Genomic DNA, 25,615 nt, shown 5'->3' on the forward strand with positions numbered 1-25,615 from the left:
TTAAAATAGCTTCATTTGTTCAGAATTATTATTCTCACATGCTCCATTAACATACCCCATATCCCTAAAGCCTTTTGAACGCTTTTTAGCCATGTTTATAAGGGTAGGGACTTTCTGGTCAATGTAATCGTATACGCGTACTTCTTGTTTAGTAGAGTGGTTGCGGTGTAACCGTCCTACATATTGAGTTAATAAACCTTTCCAAGAGATCGGCATAGTTAGAAACAGCGCATCTAATCGTGGAAAATCAAATCCTTCACCTATATATTTTCCTGTCGCTATAATTAAGAGTTCTTCTTTGCACGGTAGATCTCGGATGAAATTTAATGCCTTCTCTTGTTCTTTTTTAGAGAGTTCTCCCGAAAGAACTATGATATTTTTTGCAAATCCCTTAAACAAACTATGAAGTATGTTTACATGGTTTATTCTTTCGGTCAGAATTAATGGCGTCATACCTTCTTCTAGTGCTAAAAGCACGTCTTCGAAAATAAGCCCATTACGCTTAGTATCTTCTGCGATCTCATTGTACATTTGCTGGATATTTTCAGATGTAGTCTTATAAGAGGTTCTTCTTTCAAAGATTACATGATGAAAAGGGCGAATGAGTGCTTGTTCTTTAGCATCTGTTTTATATAAAATCGGACCACATTGCATCGTAATTATTGGGTGAAGCCCATCTTTACGAGCTGGTGTGGCCGTAAGTCCATATACATATTTTGCTCGAATCATCTTCATTAATTGTTCAGAAGTATAAGCTGATAGATGATGGCATTCATCTATAATAATTTGACCGTATTGAGTGATAATAGGATCAATCCCGCTAGAGGTCAATGTTTGTATGGTGGCTACATCTATTTTTCCTGTAGGCATCCGTTTTCCACCGCCAAATTGGCCTATTTCCTTTCGGGGTGAGTCTAGAAACAGTGAAAGCTGATCAATCCATTGATTTAGTAATTGTTTACGGTTCACTATGATCAGGGTATTAACTTTTTGTTCAGCGATAAGAGCAGCCGCTGTTACAGTTTTGCCAAATCCAGTGGCGGCTGCTAAGACACCGCCATCATGTGCTTGCAACTGTTGAAGTGCGTCTACCTGTTGTGAAGATAAGGTGCCATTGAAATCTGTCTCTATAGGATTTCCTACAAAACGTTCATCTATCCAATCTAATTCAATTCCCTTAGAAGACATTAATTCTTGGATAGCCTGCTCACATCCCCTTGGAAGAATTAAATGTGAAGTAGTTTTATCGAAACAATCAATCGAAGAAGGTATGGTATACGTAGACAGTCTCTTTGCTTTTGCTTTAAAATACTCAGGATTTCCAAATGAAGCTAAGCTTTCGAGTTGTGATGTAAGTGCATCAGAAAGTTCTTCTAATTTGAAATGAATACCGTTCTTCTTAATGGCTTTTATTGTAGTTGAATATCCAATAGCCTTATTAGCAGGAATTTGAACTTTAAGTAACTGAAGATATCTGTAAACCATGTTCTTATCCACCTTATTTAAACAAGATAAATAAAGCCATTGATCTACAAATGGTTGAAAAAATTCATCAACAAAAACGCTATTGCCAAGATCTCGGGAATAGCGTTGTAGTGGTAGCGCGATTAGATTTCCTAGGCTTCTAGTATTTGCAAGAGAATCCTGACTTGGAAATAAACGATCAAAAGAATCTAGCTCAGTAGATGTATTCTTATCCGCTTGTGCAATCAGTGCTTTACCGAGAGTGCGAGCTAATGAGGAAGGTAAGGCTTCTGAAAAGAAGAACCATACATGCGCCCCATTACCAGAGCGGGATCTTTCAATGCTAAAAGGAAGCTGAATACTTTTACAAACATTTACGAATGCAAGTACATCCTCCTGCCAATTCTTTTTGTCAAAATCTAAAACAAGAAACCAACAAGAGTTATCTACTAACAAGGGATATAGACCAACAATGTGCTTACCACTTAAATGATCATAAATTGTTTGATCTGTAAGAGGGGTATTGGCCTTATTCCGACGAACTGGTGAATAGCCGCTCTTACCATCCTCCGACTGCCATTTAGTTGCATATACATCTGTTCTACCTCGAAATACACTTTTAAATAGTTGAACTTTCTGTTGTGCTGTTGATTTATTGGTAATTAAATTATTAGATTGTTTTATTTGAAGTTCTGGTAAATAATTTTGTACTATCATTTTTAAGTACTTATTCTCAGTCTGAAGTTTTTCTAGTTCTAGATTAAAATCCTGTTCAGATATCTTCATAACCATACACCTCTTATAATTCAATTCAGTGATTCGCTATACTTAGTGTACTAATAAAGATAGGGTGAACACAAGAGAATTCCCAATATTCAATTTTGTAGAATTGTATTTGATTTACAAAATATTTAGACACTCACTTCTCACATCAAATCCCAAACGGTCTTAATAATATCATCGCATTTCACAAATAGTGAACTCTCTAAAACAAATGTATGCAGAGTACCATCTTTTAACTCCACGGTAATTCCGTTCGGCACAATACCTAACACGAAGGAAGAGTCTATATTATTGATGTCGGAAATATTGAATTCCAAAATATCTCTTTGAAAATGCATATTGCGTGGCTGGAAGATGAAGCGCTGATTTGTAATAAATAAGTTGCCACTGACGTAATCTATACTCTTTCGCAAGTCCACAGGTAATTCATATTGGACTTTTTCGTTTTCTCGAGAATTCGTCATGCAGATCTCTCCTCTATGGATTTTATCTATGACTCTATTTTCATTTTACCTCTATAGATATGTATAGACAAGACATCTTGATTTGCTTAAGCGCTCTATGTCCGTCGGTATCCGCTCATTCTCAGTCCGCGCGCGCTCAATGTGTTGATTTAAGCGCTCTATCGCCCGCGCTATCCGCTCAATGCCAATCCGCGCGCGCTCAATGTGTTGATTTAAGTGCTCTATGTCCCGCGGTATCCGCTCAATGCCAGTCCGCGCGCGCTCAATGTGCTGATTTAAGCGCTCTATCACCCGCGTTATCCGCTCAATGCCAGTCCGCGCGCGCTCAATGTGTTGATTTAAGTGCTCTATCGCCCGCGCTATCCGTTCAATCCGCGCGCGCTCAATGTGTTGATTTAAGTGCTCTATGTCCCGCGGTATCCGCTCAATGCCAGTCCGCGCGCGCTCAATGTGTTGATTTAAGCGCTCTATCGCCCGCGCCATCCGCTCATTCCCAGTCCGCGAGTGCTCAATGTGCTGATTTAAGCGCTCTATCGCCCGCGCTATCCGCTCAATGCCAGTCCGCGAGCGCTCAATGTGTTGATTTAAGCGCTCTATCGCCCGCGCCATCCGCTCACCCCAAGTCCGCGAGCGCTCAATGTGCTGATTTAAGCGCTCTATCGCCCGCGTTATCCGCTCAATCAATGTCCGCGAGTGCTCAATGTGCTGTCTTAAGTGCTCTATCCCCCGCGGTATCCGCTCACTCCAAGTCCGCGAGTGCTCAATGTGTTGACTCAAGCGCTCTATCACCCGCGCCATCCGCTCTATCTAACCCAATATTTGCTCAATAAACCACACTCAAAGCAAAACTACTTCCCTATTGACACTAAAAAACTCCGTCTGTTATCATTATGTGTAACCGGTACCACATAGAACAGAATGTAGGTGAAATAGTTGGCAAATATACGGGATGTAGCTAAAGCCGCTGGAGTTTCGGTAGCGACTGTTTCACGCTATTTAAATAATAAAGGATACATAAGTGAAGAGGCGAAACGCGTGATTGCTGAAGCGGTTGAGGAGTTGAATTATCAGCCGAGTATGATTGCGCGTTCGCTTAGTACGAAACAATCTACGTTTATTGGGTTGATTGTTCCGGATATCGTCAATCCGTTTTTCCCGGAACTGGCGCGTGCGATTGAAGATGTTGCGTTGGCGTACGGATACACGGTGATTCTGTGTAACTCGGATGAAGATTTGGAGAAAGAAATTAATTATGTGAAGACGCTGCAACAGAAATACGTGGCGGGTTTCATTGTCGCGACAAGTCACGCAGAAGTGGAACATTACATGGGATTGGATATACCCATCGTAGCAATTGACCGAAGAATTCATTCGTCGATACCGTATATTGCGACGGATAACCGCGAAGGTGCTCGTATAGGAACAGAGCATTTACTGGAGAGCGGCTGTAAAAACATTCTTTGCATGCGAGGACCTTCCGGATTAGGTCCTGCAGATGATCGATTTGCTGGGTTCAATGATGCGGTGAAGGGGAAGGATATTAATACACATATTATTGAATGTCCATTTCAGTTCGATGTAGCGGAGACCATGGTGAAAAAGGTATTGGCAGAAGTATCGATTGATGGAATTTTTGCGAGTAGTGATGTGACGGCAGCAGGCGCAATGAAAGCGGCCTATTCAGCGAGTATTCATGTCCCCAGTCAGCTTCAAATTGTTGGATATGACGGAACGATGCTTGCGAGCCAATTAACGCCAGGCTTGACGACAGTAGCACAAGACTTATATAGAATTGGCGCGATGGCAGCAAGGATGCTCATTAAATTAATTGAAGGGCAAGAGTTGACGGAGCGTGAAGTACTGATTCCGGCAGAGTTGCTCATTCGCCAAACAACAAGGAGTGAAGCATGATGATAACGGTAATTGGTAGTGCCAATATGGATTTGGTAGTTGGCACGCAGAATTTCCCAAACCAGGGCGAGACGGTTCTTGGAAATGTGTTCGATACAGTGCCAGGTGGAAAAGGCGCGAATCAGGCAATTGCTGCGGCGCGACTTGGTAGTGAAACACATATGGTTGCTTGCGTAGGAAATGATTTATTCGGTACGAGCATTGTAAATAACCTTCAACAGAATCAAGTCGGCGTCACGGGTGTAGGTATGGTAGAGGGAGCTTCAGGCATTGCGAATATATTGCTGTCAGAAGGAGATAATCGGATTATCGTCGTACCGGGCGCCAATTCTTTGTTGATGCCAACTCATATTGACAAGATAGAAGATCTGATTAAGCGCAGTCAATTGGTCATGCTTCAACTTGAAATTCCGATACCTACTGTCATCTATACATTGGCGAAGTGCCAGGCGCTAGGAATTCCCGTTATGTTGAATCCTGCACCGGCGGGCGGATTCGAACTTGACATGATGCCTTCGATTACTTATTTGACGCCGAATGAAACGGAATGTGAACAGATCTTCGGCATGGATATGGTCAGTGCGTTAGAAAAGTATCCGAACCGTTTAATTATTACGCTAGGTAGTGACGGTGCACGATTCTTCGATGGAGAAAAGCATGTCATCGTAGAAAGCTTTAAGACAAATGCAGTGGATACGACAGGCGCTGGCGATACGTTTAACGGAGCTCTTGCTCATGGGATTGTAGCCGGAATGAACTTGGAACGAGCAGTTCATTTTGCGAATGCGGCAGCTTCACTTTCCGTAGAAAAGTTCGGCGCACAAGGTGGCATGCCTTCGTTTGAAGAAGTGGAAGCGCGTTTGGAGGAGAGCCGATGAAAAAGCACGGCATGATCAATCGCGAAATTGCGGCTATGCTGGCTAAAATGGGTCATACCGATCAATTGACGATTGCAGATTGCGGCCTGCCGATTCCTGAAGGTGTTCCGTGCATCGACCTTTCTTACGCAGTAGGAAAACCAGGATTTACGGAGATTTTATTGGAACTCATGAAAGACTTTCAAGCGGAAAAAGTATATATTGCGAGCCAAATAAAAGCAGAAAACCCTACAGTCTATAATGAAATCACACAATTACAATGTCCGATAGATGAACTAACACATGATCAATTAAAAGAACAATCCAGACAATCGAAATTTATTATTCGTACAGGAGAGGCGACACCATATGCCAATATTATCGTCCAGTCAGGCGTCATATTCTGAAAGTGGGTGTGCAGAGATGATTGCGATGAGCGGAATATCGAAAAGTTTCAATGGAAATAAAGTACTCGACAATGTGGAGTTTAATGTAGTCAAAGGTGAAATCCATGCGCTCATGGGAGAGAACGGTGCAGGGAAATCGACGATGATGAAGATTTTGACAGGGATTTATACACGTGACGCAGGGGAGATCTCGGTCAAAGGTAAGAAAGTAGAGTTCAAGAACGCCAAGGAAGCTGAAGCTGCCGGAATAGCGGTTATTCATCAAGAGCTTAATATTTTACCAGACTTGACAGTTGCTGAGAACTTTTATTTAGGTAAAGAAAAGACGTTCGGGAAAAGTGGGATTTTGAAGACGAAAGAAATGAATCGTCAAGCGGAAGAAATTTTATCGAAACTAGGGTTACATGTCGATGCACGCACGATTACTCGTGAATTATCTGTCGGTAAACAGCAGATTATTGAGATCGCGAAGGCGGTTTCTTCTAATGCTGAATTAATTGTGATGGATGAGCCAACTGCAGCACTGACGGATCGAGAAATTGAAACGTTATTTACAACTGTTCGGGCATTGCAAGCTGAAGGTGTTTCATTCGTTTATATTTCACACCGGATGGAAGAAATTTTCGCGATGTGCGACCGTATTACAATTTTGCGAGACGGTCAATACGTCGGTGTGCGGAATATAAAAGACACGACGTTTGAAGAAATCGTCCAGATGATGGTCGGCCGTGAACTGGGCGAACGATTTCCAGCACGTGCGTGTGAAATAGGCGAAGTTAAATTAAAAGTAGAAAATCTCTCGCGTAGTGACTATTTTGAAGATGTCTCGTTTGAAGTGCGAAAAGGTGAAATTGTCGGTATTGCTGGATTGATGGGTGCGGGGCGTACGGAAGTCATTCAATCGATTTTCGGTTTTAAGAAACCCACTGCAGGTAAGATTTTCATTGATGGCAAGCAAGTAGTCATTTCGAATCCGTTGCAAGCGAAAAAGCTCGGTATTGGATATGTCACGGAAGATCGGAAATCGGAAGGGTTGATTCTTGATTTTTCGGTTCGGGAAAATATGTGTCTGACGAACTTCAATCGAATTTCAAATTCAGGAGTCATTCAACGAACAAAAGAAAACCATTTATATGACACAATGTCTAAACGTCTCGGTGTTCGCACGTCTGGACCTGAACAAATCGTCAAGTCGTTGAGTGGCGGTAATCAGCAAAAGGTTGTCATCGCAAAATGGCTTGGTATTGAGCCGGATATTCTGTTTTTGGATGAACCAACAAGAGGTGTCGACGTTGGGGCGAAGAAAGAGATTTACAGTATCATCAATGAATTGGCTGAGCGTGGTGTCGCCATTGTGATGATTTCGTCCGAACTACCGGAAGTAATCGGTATGGCAGACCGGGTGCTCGTCATGCACGAAGGCCAGTTAATGGCAGATATACCGAAAGAGGACATGACACAAGAACGCATTATGCATTTTGCAACAGGAGGTGACAAAGTTGTCCAAGACTAATATGAAATCGTCATTACAGAAATTAGGACCGGTCATCGGTTTATTGTTGATTGTCGTTATTATTTCAGTTATGAGTCCAAGTTTTTTAACGCTGAACAACTTGTTCAACGTATTGCGTCAAGTTTCCATTAACGCATTGATTGCGTTCGGGATGACGTTTGTTATTTTGACCGGTGGAATTGATTTATCAGTCGGATCGATTCTCGCGTTAACCGGTGCTGTGACAGCGGGTATGATGTCAGGTGGCATGGATCCGATTTTGGCCATGCTACTCGGCGTATTACTAGGTGTGCTGCTCGGTGCAATCAATGGTTTGATTATCGCGAAAGGAAAGGTCGCACCATTTATCGCGACACTCGCGACGATGACGATTTTCCGCGGATTGACTTTAGTTTATACTGAAGGCCGTCCGATCTCAGGACTTGGCGATTCATTCACATTCCAAATGCTTGGGAAAGGATATATTTTCGGTATTCCCGTCCCAGTCATCACGATGGCCATCTCCTTTGCAGTGCTGTACTTTATATTGAAGAAAACGACGTTCGGACGCCGTGTGTATGCGGTCGGTGGCAATGAAGAAGCATCACGTCTATCCGGAATTAATGTTGATCGAGTGAAGATTTATGTTTATTCATTGGCAGGCGGTCTGACGGCCATTGCGTCATTAATTTTGACATCACGCTTAAACTCCGCACAGCCAACAGCGGGTAATATGTTTGAACTAGACGCCATTGCGGCCGTTGTACTTGGTGGGACAAGCTTAACTGGCGGTCGCGGTTGGATTGTCGGTACATTAATTGGTGCATTGATTATTGGTGTCTTGAATAATGGTTTGAATTTGATAGGCGTATCCTCTTTCTTCCAACAGGTTGTAAAGGGTGCAGTAATATTAATCGCAGTGCTCTTAGATCGCAAAAAAACAGCATAAGGAGATGTGAATTTTTATGAAAAATATCAAATGGTTACTACTTTTGGCAGTCGTGTTCGTCATGGCAGCTTGTTCATTGGATCAGCCAGGTTCAGAGTCTTCATCGGATGATAAAGGCGAGGCTGGAAATGAAGGCGACAAAGCGTATAAAATCGGGCTTTCCGTATCGACGCTTAACAATCCATTCTTCGTGACGTTGAGTGAAGGTGTGAAGGAACAAGCGAAAGAATCTGGATCCGAAGTCATCGTAGTAGATGCACAAGACGATGCATCTAAACAAGCGAGTGACGTAGAAGATTTAATTCAGCAAGGTGTAGATTTATTGATCATCAACCCTACAGATTCTGAAGCGGTTGTCTCTGCAGTGGAATCGGCAAATAGTTCTAACGTTCCGGTCATCACGGTAGACCGCAGAGCAGAAGGTGGAGAAGTTGTTTCCCACATTGCTTCAGATAATAAAGCGGGCGGCGTGTTAGCTGGAGAATACATGATGGAATTACTTGGCGAGGATAACCCAAAAGTGGCGGAACTTGAAGGGATCGCAGGTTCATCCGCAGCGCGTGACCGTGGAGCCGGCTTTAACGAAGCGGTTGACGGCAAAGTGAATATCGTGGCGAAACAAACAGCGAACTTTAACCGTGCAGAAGGTTTGACAGTAATGGAGAACATTTTGCAAGCTAACCCGGACATCCAAGGCGTATTCGCGCATAATGATGAGATGGCATTGGGCGCACTAGAAGCCATTCAGTCAGCTGGTAAGGACATTCAAGTGATTGGATTCGACGCGACAGACGACGCGATCAAATCTGTCAAAGACGGCAAGTTGTCCGCGACGATTGCACAGAAGCCCGAGGAAATTGGGATGAAGGCAATGAAGGCGGCGGTTGCAAAGCTAAACGGCGAAGAAGTAGAAGCAGATATTCCAGTTGATTTGGAGTTAATTAAAGAGTAAGTTGTAGTTTGAAAGGAGCCCTCTGGCCAGTTTTTCTGGCTGGGGGGCTTTTTGTGTGTTTTGTGAGTGAGTGGGGGATGGGGTGGGGATTGAGCGTATATGGTGTATCATAGAGCGGTTGTGGGCTGCAATAGAGCTTTTGGGTGTCTCTATTGAGCGGATCTTGCGTGAGATAGAACGGATATCGTGTATCATAGAGCGGTTGTGGACTGCAATAGAGCTTTCGGGCGTCTCTATAGAGCGGATCCCGCGTGAGATAGAGCGTTTCCGGACTGTAATAGAGCGAATCTCGAGATGAATAGAGTGCTTAAATAGATTAGTGAGCATTTAAGAAAAAATATCATTACTAAAAACACTTTTCATCCATATCCCTGCGTTAAAAACGTCAACTGATCCGTCACTCCACGCAATATGAAACTATGCGACTACTTTTCAGTTGTTTATGTAAAATCTAGTGAAATCCTGTATAATTAACACAAAAAGGAGGTTGCTAGATTTGAAATCCATGACGAAATATATTATAACTGCTATGATCGCCTTTCTACTCACCTTCGCGATGACGCTATCAACTGAAGCCGCTACTTGGCAGGACCATTCACCTGATCAAAACCCGGACAAGCCGTGGACTATCACGTTCAATAAACCAGTAAATAAAGATACGGTTGATCCCAATTCGATTTATATCAAGGACTCTAAAGGAGTAACGCAGCCCAATGTAATAACATACTCAGACTCCGACAAGAAAGTACATATCGCACCGCCAGCAGGAAATTATCGTAGTGGCGAAACTTACACATTACATATTACGCAAGCTGTGCATAATACAGATGGCAAACCATTAAAAGCACCGGTTACTAAAACGTTTTCCATTAAAGCGGGAATCACATATGACTTGGCGAATGTACTAGCCAATGGCACGACCACTATAGTGGAAAGGTTTCCAAGTTTTGAAGCAGCGGCAAGCCGTATGAATAGCAATCAAGTCGTGCTGTTACAAAATAACATCATCCATATGCCTAAAGGGCTGATCTCGACCGTAGCTTACGGTGGCAGTTCATTGACGATTTTGTATGCCGATAAAGACTTAAAACGTCAGGAAACTTATGTTCCAGCAGACACGGAACTTGTATATGTTGACTCGACAACGACATCTGTAAAAGTCGAACTAGCGGGAAGAAACTTTTACATCAAGCCACAAAACGCAACGATGCTACCGAGTCAAACCGTATCGGATCGCACACACTACAAAGTATTAAGAGATTCGCTTTACCACTTGATTTACTCGCACAAGACAAAGACATTCGCTTCGTATGAAATGGGTGCTGCACCGCGCTTCATGCAGGAAGGGGTAAAGTATTATAGTACGGACGGCAGTCATTTTCATAATGAAACAGGGGCTTTGATTGGCACGGCTCATCAATACTTCCAGTACTTGCCGATGCGCAGCATGACGCGCTATACAGCTGAAGAGTTGGATACGTATATTATGAAACAGCTAAGCATTCTTGAGACTAACAATCCTAATTCTTCAACTTATAAAGATGCTACGACAAGAAGTAAGTTGATTGGGTTAGGGACGGAGTTGAAACGTATTGAGCGAGAAAGTCATGTGAATGCGATGCATATTCTAGCGTTAGCGCAACATGAAAGTCAGTACGGTCTAAGTAAGCGCGCGCTGGACAATAATAACTTATTCGGTTTGTATGTGACAGATGATAATCCATCTAATCAAAAATTTGATTCAGTCAGTAAGAATATTCAAGAGCTAGTCGATGCTTTCTTGAATAAAAACTATCTACCACCAAGTGCTACCTATGCAAACGGTACAAATTTTGGTAATAAAGCGGTTGGCATAAACGTCAAATACGCTTCCGATCCGTACTGGGGATCAAAAATCGCAGGTCATTTGTATCGAATGGATCGTTTGATGGGTGGGAAAGAATTGGCGAATCAGTTGAAAATTGGATTGACGAATCCACCCAGTTTGAATGTACGTCCTACACCTTCATCAGCTCCGGGCACGCCGATCATTTATACATATCACAAGATGGGCATGCCGCTCATTATTTTGGATGATCAACTACCTGAAGCACCATGGATTAAAATTCGTTCAGATAAGGCTCCATATGACACAGTATACGTGCATGGCGATTTAGTAGATCTGTTGGAATGGCAATGAGCACTGAACTACCCCCTCACCTAAATTGTCGGTAAGGGGGTAGTTTTATTCAATCACGACTGAAAAATTCTTTCGTCAAGTCACCATTAATCCCAATGGCTGCGGCGCTTCCGGTTCCTGCGGCGACTAGAAGCTGTGAAGGCACAATATGTGAAACGTCTCCCGCTGCGTAGACATTCCAAACGGTTGTCCGTCCGTATTCATCGGTCAGAATCCCACCGTATTTATTTCGCTCACAACCTAAATCTTGAGCGAAATGATTGGGATGACTCCAAAGAGGAGAGGCAAATCCGCCTGCGCGGTCTATCAATGTACCGTCCTCAAGCCGTACTCTATGCAGTTGGCCGTCCTCGCCTTCAAGTCCTGAAATGATATCATCGACAATTTGTATCCCTTTCGCATTCAACTTCTTTTGTTCCTCTACCGTCAGCTGACCTTCTCCACCGGTAAATACAATTAGATCTCGGCTCCATGTATAAACTTCAGTCGCCAATTTAAACACATTTTTATCAGCAAATACAGCCAATGAACGATCTCGTAATTCCCAGCCATCGCAATACGGACAACTGAAAATGGATGTACCGTAAAAGCGCTCAATACTTGGTACGTTAGGCTGTTCATCACGTAAACCGACAGCAAGAAGTACTTTTTGCGTGCGGAACATCCTACCGTCTGCTGTCATTAATTCATAATGCGATTCATCCAAACGTTCGACTGAAACAATCTTTTGATGATGAAATACCACAGACGGATACTGGGTCAATTCCTCCCGTCCCATCTGTCGTAATACTGAAGGTTGCATGCCGTCACGTGTTAAAAATCCATGAGATGCCCGGGAAACACGGTTTCTAGCCTGATCGTCATCAAAAACAATAATATTTCGTCTTGCCCTTCCAAGTACTAAAGCCGCACTTAATCCAGCGGGTCCGCCACCAATGATTGCACATTCATAGATCATTCCAATTTTCATCCCTTTTCACTGCATTTTAGTTATAGGACTTCCCATGAAATACTTGAAGTAAACTGTAGGTGTGCAGATTAACTTAATTAGTATAGAAAGTATGGATCAACATTTTATTCGGACATTATCACAGTTAAGTTAGTTCCATGATACGATAGAAAGAAAACTTCTTGGGAGGTCGGGTACATGAAAAAACGACAAGAAAAACACGTCCTAATATACGGAGACATTTTCGTAGATTATATCGCAACAGATCAAACGAACACCGAATTCTCCACATTTCTTGGCGGAGCAACAGTCAATGTAGCAGCGGGTGTCTCACGCCTAGGTGCTAAATCCTCACTAATCACCGTAATTGGAGAAGACGAGGATTCGAGATTTGCAGAAAATCAGCTACGTCACGAAGGTGTCGATATAACGTTTGCTGTTCGTTCCCCAGAGAAGAAAGTCAATCGTGTCTATGTACATTTGACTCCAGAATACGATCGAGTATTTGTGAAATACATTGACGATACGCCTGATCTGCAAGTCCAACCGAGTGATTTACAAGAACAAGCTTTCCAAAACGCTTCAATTTTACATATATGTTCGGGTACGATGTTCCAGCCAACAGCTTTGGCAACAACGAAAAGAGCTGTCGAATTGGCAAAAGAACATGATCTATATCTTTCAGTAGATCCTAATATTCGGCCGTTACGTTGGGAAAGCGAAGAGATATGCCGTGATACTATCCTTTCCTTTTTAGATCAAACGGACTTACTAAAACTTACCGAAGAAGAACTCGCTTTTCTTATGCAAGAATCAAATATAGAAAAGGCACTAGATCAATTGGTCGCCTATAATATCCCTGTCATCATGCTGACGATGGGCGAGGCAGGAACTCTTGCAGTCATCGAAGGGGCACAGCATCATGTAACGGTGGAGCCCATTGAGCCCGTAGATACAACAGGAGCAGGGGATGCTTTCTTGGCAGGCGTACTTCGCGGACTTCATCTGAACGGCAAACCGAAATCGCTCGAAGAAATGCTTGCACATATCGAGTTTGGCAATCAAATGGGGGCGCGATGCGCAATGAAAGTCGGCGCGCTGTCCGCAATGCCGTATGCGAATGAACTGGAGTGATGATGCAATTTCGATTTTGCCTTTGTGCTCAATACGTGCGTTTATCCGCTCTATCGCGGCCTGTAACCGCTCAATGCATGTGATATCGGCTCTATCATGACCCATAAGCGCTCAATGTCTTCGTTTATCCGCTCTATCGCCACCCATAACCGCTCTATCCACATTTTCCAACAGGACTACATGGCGATATAAACTACTTTGTATAGAACTGACTTTCATTGTGGGATACTAAGTTAACTGTTACTTCTGTAATAGAACTTTTATATGAAAACACTGTGCATATTTATATACTGGCAGTCATTTTAATGTTAAAGTACTTAACGATATAAATTGATGAAAGTAGTGAATGCATGAAACTGACAAAGAAATTGATCATTTCCAATACTATTTTATTTATTTTCATTATTGGATTTGTTGTAGGCTTTGGCGCCTTGTTCGGGAATGAAAATATTTTAATTGGTGTTTCGACGATTACTGCCATGCTGATGTTGCTTGAACGGGATTTAACGAGTCATCCAGTCAGCAATACGATGAAATTTATTGCCCTCAATGTATTTATGGGAATCGCCGCATATTTAACGGGCTTTAACGTGTGGTTGGCTGTGCCGATTAACTTTATCACCATGTTTGTAATCAGTTATTCGTTATTGTTCAATCTGAAAAACCCTCTTTATTTACCTTTTACTCTTCAATATTTATTTCTTCTAGCTATGCCTGTAGCGGCTGATGCTATGCCGATGCGATTAGGCTCTCTCGTCTTTGGAGCGCTGGCTATCATGGGTGTCCAGATGATTGCAAATCGAAATAAAGTACAGAAAAGCGGCAGTAAGAAGGTGCAGCTGATTTGTAACGCGCTTATTGAAAAGATTCGATTACTGCAAACTGGGGAACCGCGAGAAGATATTACTACCCAAATTGCTAGCGACATCAACAGTTTGAGAAGCATCATTTATGACAAACGGGAAGAAAATTACTATTTGACAGAAGAAGGTCGCCTGAAACTGAATATCTCCGTTGCGTTGGAGAAGATCGATATTCTACTTGATGATGTAACGGAAGAAGAACTGGATCAAAAGCTACTTGAAGAAGTAATACTAACTCTTCAGTTTGCTGCTGATAGTATCCATGACAAAGAAGCGATGGCCGCTCTAGAAGAATCATTTGATACGATGCTAAAGAAATATAAAGCAGAGCATAATCATAAATTATTTGTGCTCGGCATGCTGAATCATATTGGATCCCTCCAGTTAAACTTGAAAGAGTTGACTTCAATAGAAAAAGGCCAAGCCAATGTCGTGAAGCGGCTGGAACAGATTCCAAAAAAGTTCCAAAAACTGACGATTAGTGAGAAGAAAAGCCATACAAATTCCATTAAAATATCCTACGCAATCCGCATGGCAATCGGAATCTCGATAGCAGGTTTCATTACAGACTTCTTCGACTTGGCTGAAGGACGCTGGATGATGTTCACGCTAATGTCCGTCATTATTCCGCTATATGAACAATCCAAGAAAAAAATGCGTGACCGGATATTCGCCACTATCGTTGGTTCGGTGGCGGTCACATTATCATTCATGGTATTCCACAGCAACACCGCCAGATCTATCATCTTGATGTTTTCAGGTTATTTAATGAGTTATGTGAAGACTTATCGTTATAACACCATTCTTGTGACATTTTCCGCTATTGGTTCGGTAGCTCTAATAACGGGCACGACGCACGTCCTGACGCTCGAACGAGTTTTATTTGTCATAGCAGGAGTAGTTCTGGCGCTACTGATCAATAAATTCATTTTGCCATATAAATTGGAAGATGCGAATCGCGATTTACGGGAGATGTACGAAGATACGATTTTTGAAATGACAGTTGAAGTCGATAGGAAAGTGAAGGGTGGCGGAAATGAACATGCCATCAAAAACTTGCTGTTGATTGCGAATAGGATTGAAGATCGTGTGAAATTGAATAATCAAGGCGCGCAAAGTAAAGAAAGTATGACTTGGCTCAAGCATCAGAGACGCGCCGCTACGACATTGTTCGAATTATACGGTTGGCTAAATCAGCATGGCTTGCGTGAATCTAATATCCCTGCAATCACTCCAAGTTTAGAAGTACTTCTGCAACGCACAATTCCTGAAAGTGAAATGGAGCAAGCTATCACAGAAATGGAAGAAGTGATTCACGCCACTCCACGGATCGAAGACCGAATGGTGTTGAGTATGTTAGTGGAAGTAATGAAAGAGTTGAAAGGATCACGTAGCGTGATGGATGATGGAATGTAGGACTGTGCTCAAAGTACATGTTTAACTGATCTATCAAGTGGCTCAACCGCTCTATCGGGATCCGTGAGCGCTCTATCAAGTCCGGTAACCGCTCTATGCAGACCTCTGAACGCTCTATCGCGGTTCACGAGCGCTCTATGGCGATGTTCATCCGCTCTATCGCACCTAGCAACCGCTCATACACAAACTAACTAACATATAAAAAAGCAGCTCCGCATATGCGTGAGCTGCTTTTCTCACTAATCAAATATTAAATTCCTGAATCACATTTTGCACTCCCAATATCCGCACAGTTTGTTCTGATGATTCATCCGCTTCAATTAGATGTAATGATTTCAGGAGCCATATCTAATAGTGCAAATATCCTCTACATCAATCATCTGGACTTCTGAATCACCAAATGGTTGAAAGTGGACTGTGCGAATTTTTCTGTCGAATTGTAAGTAGTATCCGTTATGTTGTACATCCTTTGAATCCTTCAGTGTAATTTCTACAGGCGCGCCCATTGTCAAATCAACAAGTATATGAACAATTTTCTTTTCATCATAACATCGTGCTTTTCGTCTTGAAATGTACGGCACGTCATAATCATGGGGTGGTCTAAACCTTTTAGATGACATATTTTATGCACCTCCTTCTCTCTTTAGCGTATGTGAAAATTGGCTAGAGAACTGTGCCGCTTCATTGGATATATGAATAAGAATAGTTTGGTGTATATATATTGAAAGGAAATTTACTGAAAGTCATATTTACAATGTCGGCAGGGTTAGTTGAACTAGAAAACACTTCAAAAATAAATGAATCAAGCTATTTAGAGTGTGTCTTTTGTATTAGTCCATATGATATAATCGAGAGAAAAGTCATTCGAAACCATTGGGGAATGGAAGAGGGGGAACTATATGTACTGTCCGAAATGTGGTCATAAACATACAGAAGAAGCGAACTTTTGTGGGGGTTGTGGCAAAGCGATGCACAAATCGCGCAATACGAAATCTATTTTCGCCATGATCTTGGTATTGTGGATCGGTGGGATTAGCTATGGCTATGCGACAGATTGGAGTTTTCGCTGGCCGATAGAAACGATTGCCTCCATTCAAACAGAAGAGGACAGTCAAGTTGAAAAGAAGTTGAAGATTAAAAAGGCACCTACCGTTGCGAATGAAACAAAGAAGCAGGCTAAAGATAAAACAGAACTCATTCAAGAATCGTTACCGAGTGTTTTTACGATTGATACGAGAGATGGTTCGGGGTCAGGTTTTCTTTACAAAGCAGGCGGCTATATAGTGACGAATGCACACGTAGTGGCGGGCTATACCGATGTAGTGGTAAGAAATTCGATAGGCAAAGATTTTGCTGGTACTGTCATTGGAATTTCAGATCGTTATGATATCGCGCTGATCAAATCAGAAGCGAACAAACATGTGCAACCATTTGTGACTGAGACAAAAGAGACGCCGATCGGTACGGAAGTCATTGCGCTTGGGAGTCCAAAAGGTCTTGAGAACACAGCGTCTATTGGCTATTTAACCGGATTGAATCGTGACATGGAAATGGACTTCATTTATGAGAAAATCTATCAAATTGATGCACAAATCGATCACGGCAGCAGTGGCGGTCCATTGCTCGATGCAACTACCGGCAAAGTTATTGGTATTAACTCCTTACTATATAAAGACAATACCGTATTCGGATTTTCCATTCCGATGCATAGTATGCAGAAACAGGTTGACGACTGGATTAACGAGCCGATGAGCAATAAAGCGGTGGCTGCGTTATTCAACGTCTACGATGATTATGTACCAGAGTCGTATCAAAATTCGGATGATACCTCGTTTGACTATGAGGGGTATGACGATTCAGAAGAAGAGCCAGATCCGGAAGAGTATGTGGATGATACGGAAGTAGCGGATGAACAGGTAGAGTATTTCATTCATGATTTCAGGAGCCAATATGAATAGGCTATCGATTATAATGATTATGAGTATATAGCACCCTATATTGCAACCGGAAGTTCAGCGGAGAGTGAACTACTAGATTTCTTACAAGACCTGTCCGTGAAAAGTGAGTTTTATGAGTTCATCGATACGTCAGTGACTGACATTGTCTATAGTAATCAATCGATTGAAGTGTATACGTATGAAACATTGAATTTCACGAAGGAAGACGGAACGGTGCAATTTTTAGAAAAGAAAAAGTTATACACAGTGGTGAATGATGAGTATGGTGATTATCAAATCAAACAGATTTCCAATCAATAAAAAGTTGTTGCTGTGTCCTAAATGAGGCACTGCAACGGCTTTTTTGTATCTTTAGAAGCGGAATATTTCATGAAGTCTACAGGCTTGAATGGTAGTGGAATATGCTATACTTTTCCTAGAATAGGAGGCGATGTGTAATGGATCATAAAAATTCAGAGCGTTTTCTCATTGCATTTAACCGAATCGATAAATCGTTAATGAAGATCACGAATTTACCAAACCATTTATCATTCTCCAAGAAAATGGATAGAGCTAAATCACAACATGCGTTGGTTGCGCATTATGAAGAGGATCTGCGGGAATTCGGCAGTTTACGTAATGCGATTGTGCATAACCGGACAGGGTTTGACTATGCTATAGCAGAACCTCATGATGAAATTGTAGAACTGATTGAAAGTATAGCAGAACGATTAGCCAACCCCGTAACAGTCAAAGATTTATTCACTGGCAAAGTACATATTGTGCAAGCGGATGAATCACTCGCCACAGGTCTGCGTTTAGTTAGAGAATGGAAAATCAATCAATTACCCATTTACAAAAAAGGTCGATTCATCGGATTAATTACTGCAGATGGCATTATGAATTGGCTGGCGGATCAGGAAACAGATTGCATTTCCCGGGAAATACCGACATTATTAGACGTATATAATCACGAGAAAAGACGAAAAACTTATCGTTTCGTCAAGAGTTCCATGTCGGTTTATGAAGCAGAAGGTTTTTTTAGAAAATCTATTGCTTCAGGAAAACGTCTGGAAGCATTGCTCATCACCGAACAAGGTGGTAAAGATGAAAAACTCATTGGCATTATTACGCCATTGGATTTATTGAAAATAGATGAATGAAGTGTTTGGAAAAGGTGAAATGGATGGATAGTGAAAAGAATAAATCATTATATGAGCCTGCGATTCATTTTCATAATGTGTCGTTTGAAGTAGAGGACACGAAGATTCTCGATGCGATAACCGGATCCTTCCCAACAAACCAAATTACCGTATTACTCGGTCCTTCAGGTGCTGGGAAAACGACGTTATTGAAAATGTGCAACGGTCTGCTGAGTCCAACTAGCGGAGAAATTACGATACAAGGGCAAGCAATTCATGAATTGTCGCCGATTGATCTCCGTCGCAAGCGCTCTATCGGACGCGCGATTCGCTCAATGTGGGTGGAGAAGCGCTCTATCGGACGCGCGATTCGCTCAATGTTGGTGGAGAAGCGCTCTATAGGACGCGCGATTCGCTCAATGTTGGTGGGGAAACGCTCTATCAGTCTCGTGATCCGCTCAATGTTGGTGGAAAAGCGCTCTATCAGTCGCGCGATTCGCTCAATGTGGGTGGAGAAGAGCTCTATCGGTCGCGAGATTCGCTCAATGTTGGTGGAGAAGCGCTCTATCAGTCTCGTGATCCGCTCAATGTTGGTGGAGAAGCGCTCTATCAGTCGCGTGATTCGCTCAATGTTGGTGGAGAAGCGCTCTATCAGTCGCGTGATCCGCTCAATGTTGGTGGAGAAGCGCCCTATAGGACGCGCGATCCGCTCAATGTGGGTGGAGAAGCGCTTTATAGGTCGCACGATTCGCTCAATGTTGGTGGAGAAGCGCTCTATCGGTCGCGTGATCCGCTCAATGTTGGTGGAGAAGCGCTCTATCGGTCGCGTGATTCGCTCAATGTTGGTGGAGAAGCGCTCTATCGGTTGTGAGGTTCGCTCAATGTTGGTGGAGAAGGGCTCTATCGGTCGCGTGATTCGCTCAATGTTGGTGGAGAAGCGCTCTATCGGACGCGCGATTCGCTCAATGTTGGTGGAGAAGCGCTCTATCAGTCGCGTGATCCGCTCAATCCAAAACAAAAACCCGTCACTCTATAAAGAAGTAACGGGTTCTCACTCTGCTTAAAACAACAAATGTGCAATACCTGCAATGATTGGTAAGGCAATAATTGTACGCAATAAGAAAATGATGAGTAAGTCGAAAATATTCAATGGAATTTTAGTACCTAAGATCAAGCCGCCAACTTCGGACATGTAAATGAGCTGGATTACGGAAACGGCTGCAATCGTAAATAGAGTAATAGGCGATGTAATAACGCCTTCCGCTAAAATCACAGGCAAGAACATATCCGCAAATCCGACGACCATCGTCTGTGCGGCTTCTGCAGCCTCAGGAATCTGCAAGAAATTCAAGATATATTCAAACGGCTTGCCTAAAATGCGGAATATACTCGTATACTCAGCCATTACTAAAGCGATTGTTCCAAAAGCCATAACTACTGGTGCGACGCCGAACCACATGTCGAGCACGTTTTGCATTCCTGCGCGAACTGTCTTCATAACAGAGCGTTGGTTTGAAGCTGTCTCGAGAGCGCTAGTAAGTCCTAGTTTGATTACGCTTGTTCCGGCAGGCAGTTTTTCATTCTCAGTGGAATATTCGCGATCGTCAATATACGTATTCTTAATTGAACGTAATGGATAAATTCTCGGCATGATCAAGGCGAGGATCAATCCTGTAAACAGAACGGTCGCATAAAATGGTAAGAAGTAATTTCCGAGACCGACTTTGTCAATGATGACGAGTGTAAAGGTAATCGACACAACAGAGAACGTAGTGGAAATAATGGCTGCTTCACGCTGTGTATAGTGGCCTTCTTCGTATTGTTTACTTGTAAGTAAGACACCAATTGTTCCGTCTCCAATCCATGAAGCCAGTGCATCAATGGAAGAGCGTCCAGGTAATTTAAATAATGGTCGCATAATCTTGACCATCAACGTACCGAAGAATTCGAGCAATCCGAAGTTCAGTAATAAAGGAAGTAGCAGACCGGCGAAGAAGAAGATACTGAACAGGAAGGAAACGAGTCCATCACCTGCAAGTAGCAATCCGCCTGTATTCTCGCTCCAAATCGCTTCAGGACCTAATTTATAGACGACCATAATGGCAAAGATTGCCCCTACAATGCGGGTAATCGTCCAAAATGGTGTAACTTTGAATAAATTTGTAAAGAATGAAGGTCTGTTAGGATCTTTTTTAACGAATAGATAAAGCACCGATCCGAGTGCAGACACAATGATCAAGCACATCATAAGTTGTGGAATAATCGGTTCCAATGAGCCAGACAATATATCCGCTAATTTGGCAATCGGTACTTTCCAGCCAGCCGTAAATGGTAGTGGAATCATGAATAATAGAACACCGAGTATAGACGGAATTAAGAATACTAGCCAAGTGCTAGCTGTATATTTTTTCAAGGTATTTCTCTCCTTGCGCATAATCTAATTGATGTATATTTATTCATTATACTGTTTAACGAGTCGATGTAAATACTTTAGCATAAAGTGTAACTTTTCAGTCAGCAAGCAGTCTATATGGAAATAGCATATTCGAACGTATATGATCGAAAAAAGAAAGGAAGCGAGGCGTAGGCATGATTACAGTAATTGGCAACGCGAATATAGATTTGATTGCACAAGCTGATAAGTTTCCTTTACAAGGCGAGACCGTTAGAGGAAAGGACTTTCAGACGGCACCTGGTGGCAAGGGGGCGAATCAAGCTGTAGCATGTGCGAAACTTGGCCATAAAGTTCAGTTAATTGGTACGACGGGCACGGATTCATTCGGAGAAATGATTGTGGCTAATTTGCGGAAGCAACAAGTGGACACTTCGTATATCACGCAAGTAGAAGGCCCTTCTGGCGTAGCCGTTATTTTATTGACGGAAGGGGATAACCGAATCATTTCCATACCAGGAGCGAACCATGCGCTCAGTGTAGAACGGATGAAGGAATTGAAATCGATTATTGGAGCTAGTCAACTGGTAATGATGCAGCTGGAACTTCCTGTAGATACTGTGTGGTATGTGCTCAAGCTGTGTAAAGATTTGGAAGTGCCTGTTATGATGGATCCGGCGCCTTCCACGAGCTTTCAAATGGAATACATGCCATATGTTCGTTATCTGACACCCAATGAAACCGAGTGTGCACAACTCTTCGGTACTTCAATAGAAGAAACGGTGACAAACTATCCAAATCAACTGCTCGTGACACTTGGAAAAGATGGTGTTTGTTATCACAATAACGAGGAAATCGTCTTTGTGCCGGGTGTGCCTGCGCAAGTTGTGGATACGACAGGTGCAGGGGATACATTTAACGGAGCGCTCGCCAGCCGACTAGTGCAAGGGAGCGATTTACAGTCTGCCGTTGAGTTCGCTAATGTGGCGGCTTCATTATCGGTAGGCAAATTTGGCGCACAAGGCGGTATGCCGACTATGCTAGAAGTAGTAAAAAAAGCAGAAAATCTTGCGAATGAAAATAAGTAGAAATCCTTTTATATCAAGCCTGATTGGCACTGGTCTGTCACCGCTGACGAGCTTTACTAAAAATCTAGCCGTTCCCCCTTTAAATCTCTGAACAAAAGGCGTATGCTATGGCAATAGAGTGGATTACGAGGAAGAAATGGAGGTAGATGTTGATGGTTTTTGGAGAAAACATCAAGGTCCGTAAACGCATCTTGCAGTTGATTGATGGCTTAACAGATGAGGAATTTAACGGAACACCATCACATGGCGGCTGGTCACCCAAACAGATTGTAGAACATTTAGCCTTAATGGAATGTCGAGTTGCTACAAACATCGCCCAAGAATTGAAAAATCCTGAGAGTTTACGTGTATTCAAAAAACCGATCAGTGTATCGGCAAGTCCTTTAGTAAAGGCGTACTTCATGGAATATACACAACCAACAGATATGCATCTTTCAATTCCAGAAGTGAAAGAGAAGTTGCATGCATCTAGAAATTATTTGTTGGATATCTATGAATCTGCCACCATTACAGAACTTCGCTGTAAATCGCTCAAGCATCCGATTTTTGGAAATGTGCCGTTAATTCAATGGTTCCGTTTCGTAGGATTCCACGAAAAACGTCATCTACGACAATTGAAACGTGCAGTAGAGCAAGTGAAGTCGGCTCGTGTACAACTAGTTTCAACGTCTAAATAATAAAAAGAACTTGTTGCCTCCTATGGTGCAAGTTCTTTTCTCATCTTGCTGCAAATCAGCTATACTTTACCTATCCATGAAGGAGGAGTTGGAATGAATCGATACCGTTTTGATACCCCTGAAAAGCTACGTGCATTGCTTTGTGAACTAGTAAGTTGGGATAGTCGTTCGTTGACGGAAGGAGAGCGTTTCTTTTCCTGGAAGCTGCAAAATAAGTTGAGCGAACTGGAATATTTCACTGAGAATCCTGACCATATTACACTTCATGATGCGGGTCTCGGGCGGCAAGTCGTGCATGCTCTTTATGAACATCCTGATGCCACTGATACCATTGTGTTGATCAGTCATTTTGATACTGTACAAACAGATGAATATGGAGCACTTGAACCACTCGCTTTCCATCCGGAAGAGCTGACGAAGAAGTTGTTAGAAAATAAAGATATGTTGCCTGAAGCTGCACGTCTTGACTTAGAATCTGGAAAATATCTATTCGGCCGAGGTACGATGGATATGAAGATGGGGTTGGCTTTACATATACAGTTGATCGAGCGAGCAAGTATGGAAAATTGGCCTATTAATTTATTATTATGTACCGTACCGGATGAAGAAGTGAACTCAGCGGGGATGCGGGCTGCGGTAAAGGAACTTGTACGTCTGCAAGAACAGGAAGGTCACCGCTATAAATTATTCTTGAACGGTGAGCCTTCATTTTCACAAGGACCTGCGGATACGAAAGAATATATTTATTCGGGGACAATTGGAAAGATTATGCCTGCCGCATTATTCTATGGGAAAGAAACACATGTCGGCGAACCGTTAAAAGGGATTACTGCAGATTATATGGCGTCGTTTTTGACACATAAGATGGAGTGGAATCCTTTATTCCGTGAAATAGAGCAGAACGAATCAACACCTCTTCCTGTCACACTGCATCAGAAAGATTTGAAAACGCAGTACTCTACACAAACACCACAGCGGGCAGCTGCGTTATATAATGTTTTCTTATTCAAGCGGACAGCCGCTGAAATCATGTGTTTATTTGAACAAGTAGCAAAAGAAGCGATGGCACAGTGTGATGAACATTATAAAGCAGTGTGTGATCGTGAATCGGCAGTGCCGTTAGGAGATATTCGTGTACTGCGATTTGAAGAGTTACTAAAGTACGCTGAAGATCAGTTAGGAAAAAACGAAGTGAACAGATTAAAACAAGAAGTGCTATTGCAAGAAGAATGGGATGACCGCGAGCAATGTATACGTATTGTCGATACATTAATGATGGAGTGTCAGGAACTTGGGCCAGCGACCGTTCTATTCTATGCGCCGCCTTATTATCCAGCTGTTAACTCGTCAGAAGATCCACTTGTGAAGGAGTCGATTGAGTTTTTGCAGGAGCGTGCGCAAGTGTTTGATCTGACAATTGAACAGGTGCATTATTTTAATGGAATTTGCGATTTAAGTTATGTGCATTATAAGGATGAAGAAGATCATTGGAAAGCGTTTGCAGAGAATACGCCGGTCTATGGTGAGACGTATTCTATTCCGTTTGAAGATATGCGCAAGCTCACTGCACCGGTGTTAAATGTGGGGCCGTTTGGTAAGGATGCGCATCAGAAGACAGAGCGGTTGCATATCGATAGTGCGTTCAGGGAGATGCCGGTGTTGTTGGAGCAGTTGGTGAAGAAGCTTGCGGGCATGAACCAGCCGAAGTCTAGGTGAGGTTTCTTAACGTTTACGTGGTATTGGTGTAGTTGTAGGGAAGCGTATAATACCCGATTTATAAAAGCGGTAGGCAGAATAACTATGCGGCTGTGGGGCTTTGTCACTTTTAGTTGTGGTCGTTGCTCGACTGGTTGTTGGGTACTGAAGTAGCGAGTGTTCACTTTCTAGACCCGCGCAGGCACGTGGGGGATTGCCTCTAGCCATGAGCCAGCTGGCGGTAGGGACTGCCAGCTGGCTCATGGCCACGGCCTACCCCGCAGTTGTGCCCGCGCTACTTTGGGAAAATGAATTAGTTTGTGTTTCTAACAAAAAGAAAAACAGTGACATTGTGATACATGTATTTCTTGCTCACTTTTTGTTGGGTACGTCGCTCGACTTATTTTTGGATTTTGAAGTTAGCAAGTGTTCACTTTTTGGACCCGCGCAGGCACGTGGGGGATTGCCTACAGCCATGAGCCAGCTGGCGATGGTGCTGCCAGTTGTCTCATGGCCACGGCCTACCCCGCAGTTGTGCCTGTGCTACTGTGGGAAAATGAATTAGTTTGTGTTTCTAACAAAAAGAAAAACAGTGACATGGTGATACATGTATTTCTTGCTCACTTTTTGTTGGGTACGTCGCTCGACTTATTTTTGGATTCTGAAGTTAGCAAGTGTTCACTTTCTGGACCCGCGCAGGCACGTGGGGGATTGCCTCCAGCCATGAGCCAGCTGGCGATGGTGCTGCCAGTTGTCTTATGGCCACGGCCTACCCCGCAGTTGTGCCTGCGCTACTTTGGGAAAATGAATTAGTTTGTGTTTCTAGCAAAAAGAAAAACAGTGACATTGTGATACATGTATTTC

At 42.8% G+C, this 25,615-nt stretch carries 21 protein-coding genes; 16 read left to right on the top strand and 5 right to left on the bottom strand.

The window, feature by feature from the left end; all coding sequences use genetic code 11:
• Together CSV70_RS01220 and CSV70_RS01225 are read right to left on the bottom strand one after the other, a co-directional pair.
• Positions 1-2,250 (bottom strand): DEAD/DEAH box helicase, encoded by a 2,250-nt coding sequence (locus CSV70_RS01220; protein ID WP_233191733.1) that lies wholly within the window; start codon positions 2,248-2,250, stop codon positions 1-3.
• A gap of 140 nt (positions 2,251-2,390) precedes the next feature.
• Positions 2,391-2,711, bottom strand: coding sequence for a GRAM domain-containing protein (locus tag CSV70_RS01225; protein ID WP_085132860.1), 321 nt, complete (start codon positions 2,709-2,711; stop codon positions 2,391-2,393).
• A 933-nt stretch (positions 2,712-3,644) separates the two neighbouring features.
• Between CSV70_RS01225 and CSV70_RS01235 the strand changes: the two genes are divergently transcribed.
• The 7 genes from CSV70_RS01235 to CSV70_RS01265 all read left to right on the top strand — a co-directional run bounded on the left by CSV70_RS01235 (position 3,645) and on the right by CSV70_RS01265 (position 11,458).
• Positions 3,645-4,622, top strand: coding sequence for a LacI family DNA-binding transcriptional regulator (locus CSV70_RS01235; protein WP_099628312.1), 978 nt, complete (start codon positions 3,645-3,647; stop codon positions 4,620-4,622).
• Positions 4,622-5,500, top strand: coding sequence for a ribokinase (gene rbsK, locus CSV70_RS01240; protein WP_099628313.1), 879 nt, complete (start codon positions 4,622-4,624; stop codon positions 5,498-5,500). The genes CSV70_RS01235 and rbsK (CSV70_RS01240) overlap by 1 nt, the downstream gene beginning before the upstream one ends.
• Positions 5,497-5,886, top strand: a complete 390-nt coding sequence (gene rbsD / locus CSV70_RS01245) for a D-ribose pyranase (RefSeq protein WP_099628314.1) — start codon at positions 5,497-5,499, stop codon at positions 5,884-5,886. Before rbsK (CSV70_RS01240) ends, rbsD begins: the two co-directional genes overlap by 4 nt.
• 16 nt (positions 5,887-5,902) lie before the next feature.
• The gene (locus tag CSV70_RS01250) at positions 5,903-7,399 is read left to right on the top strand and encodes a sugar ABC transporter ATP-binding protein (protein ID WP_099628315.1); all 1,497 of its coding nucleotides are present in this window, start codon (positions 5,903-5,905) and stop codon (positions 7,397-7,399) included.
• Positions 7,386-8,327, top strand: coding sequence for a ribose ABC transporter permease (gene rbsC / locus CSV70_RS01255; RefSeq protein WP_085132865.1), 942 nt, complete (start codon positions 7,386-7,388; stop codon positions 8,325-8,327). Before CSV70_RS01250 ends, rbsC begins: the two co-directional genes overlap by 14 nt.
• 16 nt (positions 8,328-8,343) lie before the next feature.
• A complete protein-coding gene (gene rbsB, locus CSV70_RS01260; RefSeq protein WP_099628316.1) occupies positions 8,344-9,279 on the top strand; it encodes a ribose ABC transporter substrate-binding protein RbsB in 936 nt (311 codons plus the stop codon).
• Positions 9,280-9,784: 505 nt separating this feature from the next.
• Positions 9,785-11,458, top strand: a complete 1,674-nt coding sequence (locus CSV70_RS01265; protein WP_233191740.1) for a glucosaminidase domain-containing protein — start codon at positions 9,785-9,787, stop codon at positions 11,456-11,458.
• Positions 11,459-11,507: 49 nt separating this feature from the next.
• Here the strand turns inward: CSV70_RS01265 and CSV70_RS01270 are convergent, their stop codons facing one another.
• A complete protein-coding gene (locus CSV70_RS01270; RefSeq protein WP_085132878.1) occupies positions 11,508-12,428 on the bottom strand; it encodes an NAD(P)/FAD-dependent oxidoreductase in 921 nt (306 codons plus the stop codon).
• A 177-nt stretch (positions 12,429-12,605) separates the two neighbouring features.
• Between CSV70_RS01270 and CSV70_RS01275 the strand changes: the two genes are divergently transcribed.
• Together CSV70_RS01275 and CSV70_RS01280 are read left to right on the top strand one after the other, a co-directional pair.
• Positions 12,606-13,541, top strand: coding sequence for a carbohydrate kinase family protein (locus tag CSV70_RS01275; protein ID WP_099660889.1), 936 nt, complete (start codon positions 12,606-12,608; stop codon positions 13,539-13,541).
• Between the two features lie 350 nt (positions 13,542-13,891).
• The gene (locus CSV70_RS01280; protein ID WP_099628329.1) at positions 13,892-15,820 is read left to right on the top strand and encodes an FUSC family protein; all 1,929 of its coding nucleotides are present in this window, start codon (positions 13,892-13,894) and stop codon (positions 15,818-15,820) included.
• A gap of 335 nt (positions 15,821-16,155) precedes the next feature.
• Here CSV70_RS01280 and CSV70_RS01285 read toward each other — a convergent pair whose 3' ends face one another.
• Positions 16,156-16,440: a hypothetical protein gene (locus CSV70_RS01285; RefSeq protein WP_099629169.1), complete on the bottom strand. Its 285-nt coding sequence runs from the start codon at positions 16,438-16,440 to the stop codon at positions 16,156-16,158.
• Positions 16,441-16,719: 279 nt separating this feature from the next.
• On the opposite strand from CSV70_RS01285, the gene CSV70_RS01290 reads away from it, so the two are divergent.
• The 4 genes from CSV70_RS01290 (at position 16,720) to CSV70_RS01305 (ending at position 19,963) form a co-directional block, all read left to right on the top strand.
• Positions 16,720-17,778 carry a trypsin-like peptidase domain-containing protein gene (locus CSV70_RS01290; protein WP_099660890.1) on the top strand — a complete coding sequence of 353 codons (1,059 nt, stop codon included), beginning with the start codon at positions 16,720-16,722 and terminating at the stop codon, positions 17,776-17,778.
• A gap of 3 nt (positions 17,779-17,781) precedes the next feature.
• Positions 17,782-18,078, top strand: coding sequence for a TcaA NTF2-like domain-containing protein (locus CSV70_RS01295; protein WP_483315630.1), 297 nt, complete (start codon positions 17,782-17,784; stop codon positions 18,076-18,078).
• Between the two features lie 137 nt (positions 18,079-18,215).
• Entirely contained in the window at positions 18,216-18,920 is a 705-nt protein-coding gene (locus tag CSV70_RS01300; protein ID WP_099627763.1) for a CBS domain-containing protein, read from the top strand.
• Positions 18,921-18,943: 23 nt separating this feature from the next.
• Positions 18,944-19,963, top strand: coding sequence for an ATP-binding cassette domain-containing protein (locus CSV70_RS01305; RefSeq protein WP_099660892.1), 1,020 nt, complete (start codon positions 18,944-18,946; stop codon positions 19,961-19,963).
• On the opposite strand, the gene CSV70_RS01310 is transcribed toward CSV70_RS01305, so the two are convergent.
• Positions 19,960-21,312 carry a YjiH family protein gene (locus CSV70_RS01310; protein WP_099660893.1) on the bottom strand — a complete coding sequence of 451 codons (1,353 nt, stop codon included), beginning with the start codon at positions 21,310-21,312 and terminating at the stop codon, positions 19,960-19,962. The two genes, CSV70_RS01305 and CSV70_RS01310, sit on opposite strands and share 4 nt — an antisense overlap.
• Before the next feature lie 176 nt (positions 21,313-21,488).
• Between CSV70_RS01310 and rbsK (CSV70_RS01315) the strand changes: the two genes are divergently transcribed.
• The 3 genes from rbsK (CSV70_RS01315) (at position 21,489) to CSV70_RS01325 (ending at position 24,772) form a co-directional block, all read left to right on the top strand.
• Positions 21,489-22,379, top strand: a complete 891-nt coding sequence (rbsK, locus tag CSV70_RS01315; RefSeq protein WP_099660894.1) for a ribokinase — start codon at positions 21,489-21,491, stop codon at positions 22,377-22,379.
• Between the two features lie 152 nt (positions 22,380-22,531).
• Positions 22,532-23,056, top strand: a complete 525-nt coding sequence (locus CSV70_RS01320) for a DinB family protein (RefSeq protein WP_085132893.1) — start codon at positions 22,532-22,534, stop codon at positions 23,054-23,056.
• A 93-nt stretch (positions 23,057-23,149) separates the two neighbouring features.
• Positions 23,150-24,772: a M20/M25/M40 family metallo-hydrolase gene (locus tag CSV70_RS01325; RefSeq protein ID WP_099627754.1), complete on the top strand. Its 1,623-nt coding sequence runs from the start codon at positions 23,150-23,152 to the stop codon at positions 24,770-24,772.
• Positions 24,773-25,615: the final 843 nt, after the last annotated feature.

This window comes from Sporosarcina sp. P25 (genome assembly GCF_002743235.1).
Lineage (GTDB): Bacteria > Bacillota > Bacilli > Bacillales_A > Planococcaceae > Sporosarcina > Sporosarcina ureae_B.

What these genes read in the sequence shown, in the direction of transcription:
- CSV70_RS01300 (WP_099627763.1), top strand. Translation starts at nt 18,216, where the DNA reads ATGGATCATAAAAATTCAGAGCGTTTTCTCATTGCATTTAACCGAATC.
- CSV70_RS01250 (WP_099628315.1), top strand. Translation starts at nt 5,903, where the DNA reads ATGATTGCGATGAGCGGAATATCGAAAAGTTTCAATGGAAATAAAGTA.
- CSV70_RS01285 (WP_099629169.1), bottom strand. Translation starts at nt 16,440, where the DNA reads ATGTCATCTAAAAGGTTTAGACCACCCCATGATTATGACGTGCCGTAC.
- CSV70_RS01225 (WP_085132860.1), bottom strand. Translation starts at nt 2,711, where the DNA reads ATGACGAATTCTCGAGAAAACGAAAAAGTCCAATATGAATTACCTGTG.
- rbsK (WP_099628313.1), top strand. Translation starts at nt 4,622, where the DNA reads ATGATAACGGTAATTGGTAGTGCCAATATGGATTTGGTAGTTGGCACG.
- CSV70_RS01305 (WP_099660892.1), top strand. Translation starts at nt 18,944, where the DNA reads ATGGATAGTGAAAAGAATAAATCATTATATGAGCCTGCGATTCATTTT.
- CSV70_RS01265 (WP_233191740.1), top strand. Translation starts at nt 9,785, where the DNA reads ATGACGAAATATATTATAACTGCTATGATCGCCTTTCTACTCACCTTC.
- rbsK (WP_099660894.1), top strand. Translation starts at nt 21,489, where the DNA reads ATGATTACAGTAATTGGCAACGCGAATATAGATTTGATTGCACAAGCT.
- CSV70_RS01275 (WP_099660889.1), top strand. Translation starts at nt 12,606, where the DNA reads ATGAAAAAACGACAAGAAAAACACGTCCTAATATACGGAGACATTTTC.
- CSV70_RS01220 (WP_233191733.1), bottom strand. Translation starts at nt 2,250, where the DNA reads ATGAAGATATCTGAACAGGATTTTAATCTAGAACTAGAAAAACTTCAG.
- CSV70_RS01280 (WP_099628329.1), top strand. Translation starts at nt 13,892, where the DNA reads ATGAAACTGACAAAGAAATTGATCATTTCCAATACTATTTTATTTATT.
- CSV70_RS01290 (WP_099660890.1), top strand. Translation starts at nt 16,720, where the DNA reads ATGTACTGTCCGAAATGTGGTCATAAACATACAGAAGAAGCGAACTTT.
- CSV70_RS01325 (WP_099627754.1), top strand. Translation starts at nt 23,150, where the DNA reads ATGAATCGATACCGTTTTGATACCCCTGAAAAGCTACGTGCATTGCTT.
- rbsD (WP_099628314.1), top strand. Translation starts at nt 5,497, where the DNA reads ATGAAAAAGCACGGCATGATCAATCGCGAAATTGCGGCTATGCTGGCT.
- rbsB (WP_099628316.1), top strand. Translation starts at nt 8,344, where the DNA reads ATGAAAAATATCAAATGGTTACTACTTTTGGCAGTCGTGTTCGTCATG.
- CSV70_RS01270 (WP_085132878.1), bottom strand. Translation starts at nt 12,428, where the DNA reads ATGAAAATTGGAATGATCTATGAATGTGCAATCATTGGTGGCGGACCC.
- CSV70_RS01320 (WP_085132893.1), top strand. Translation starts at nt 22,532, where the DNA reads ATGGTTTTTGGAGAAAACATCAAGGTCCGTAAACGCATCTTGCAGTTG.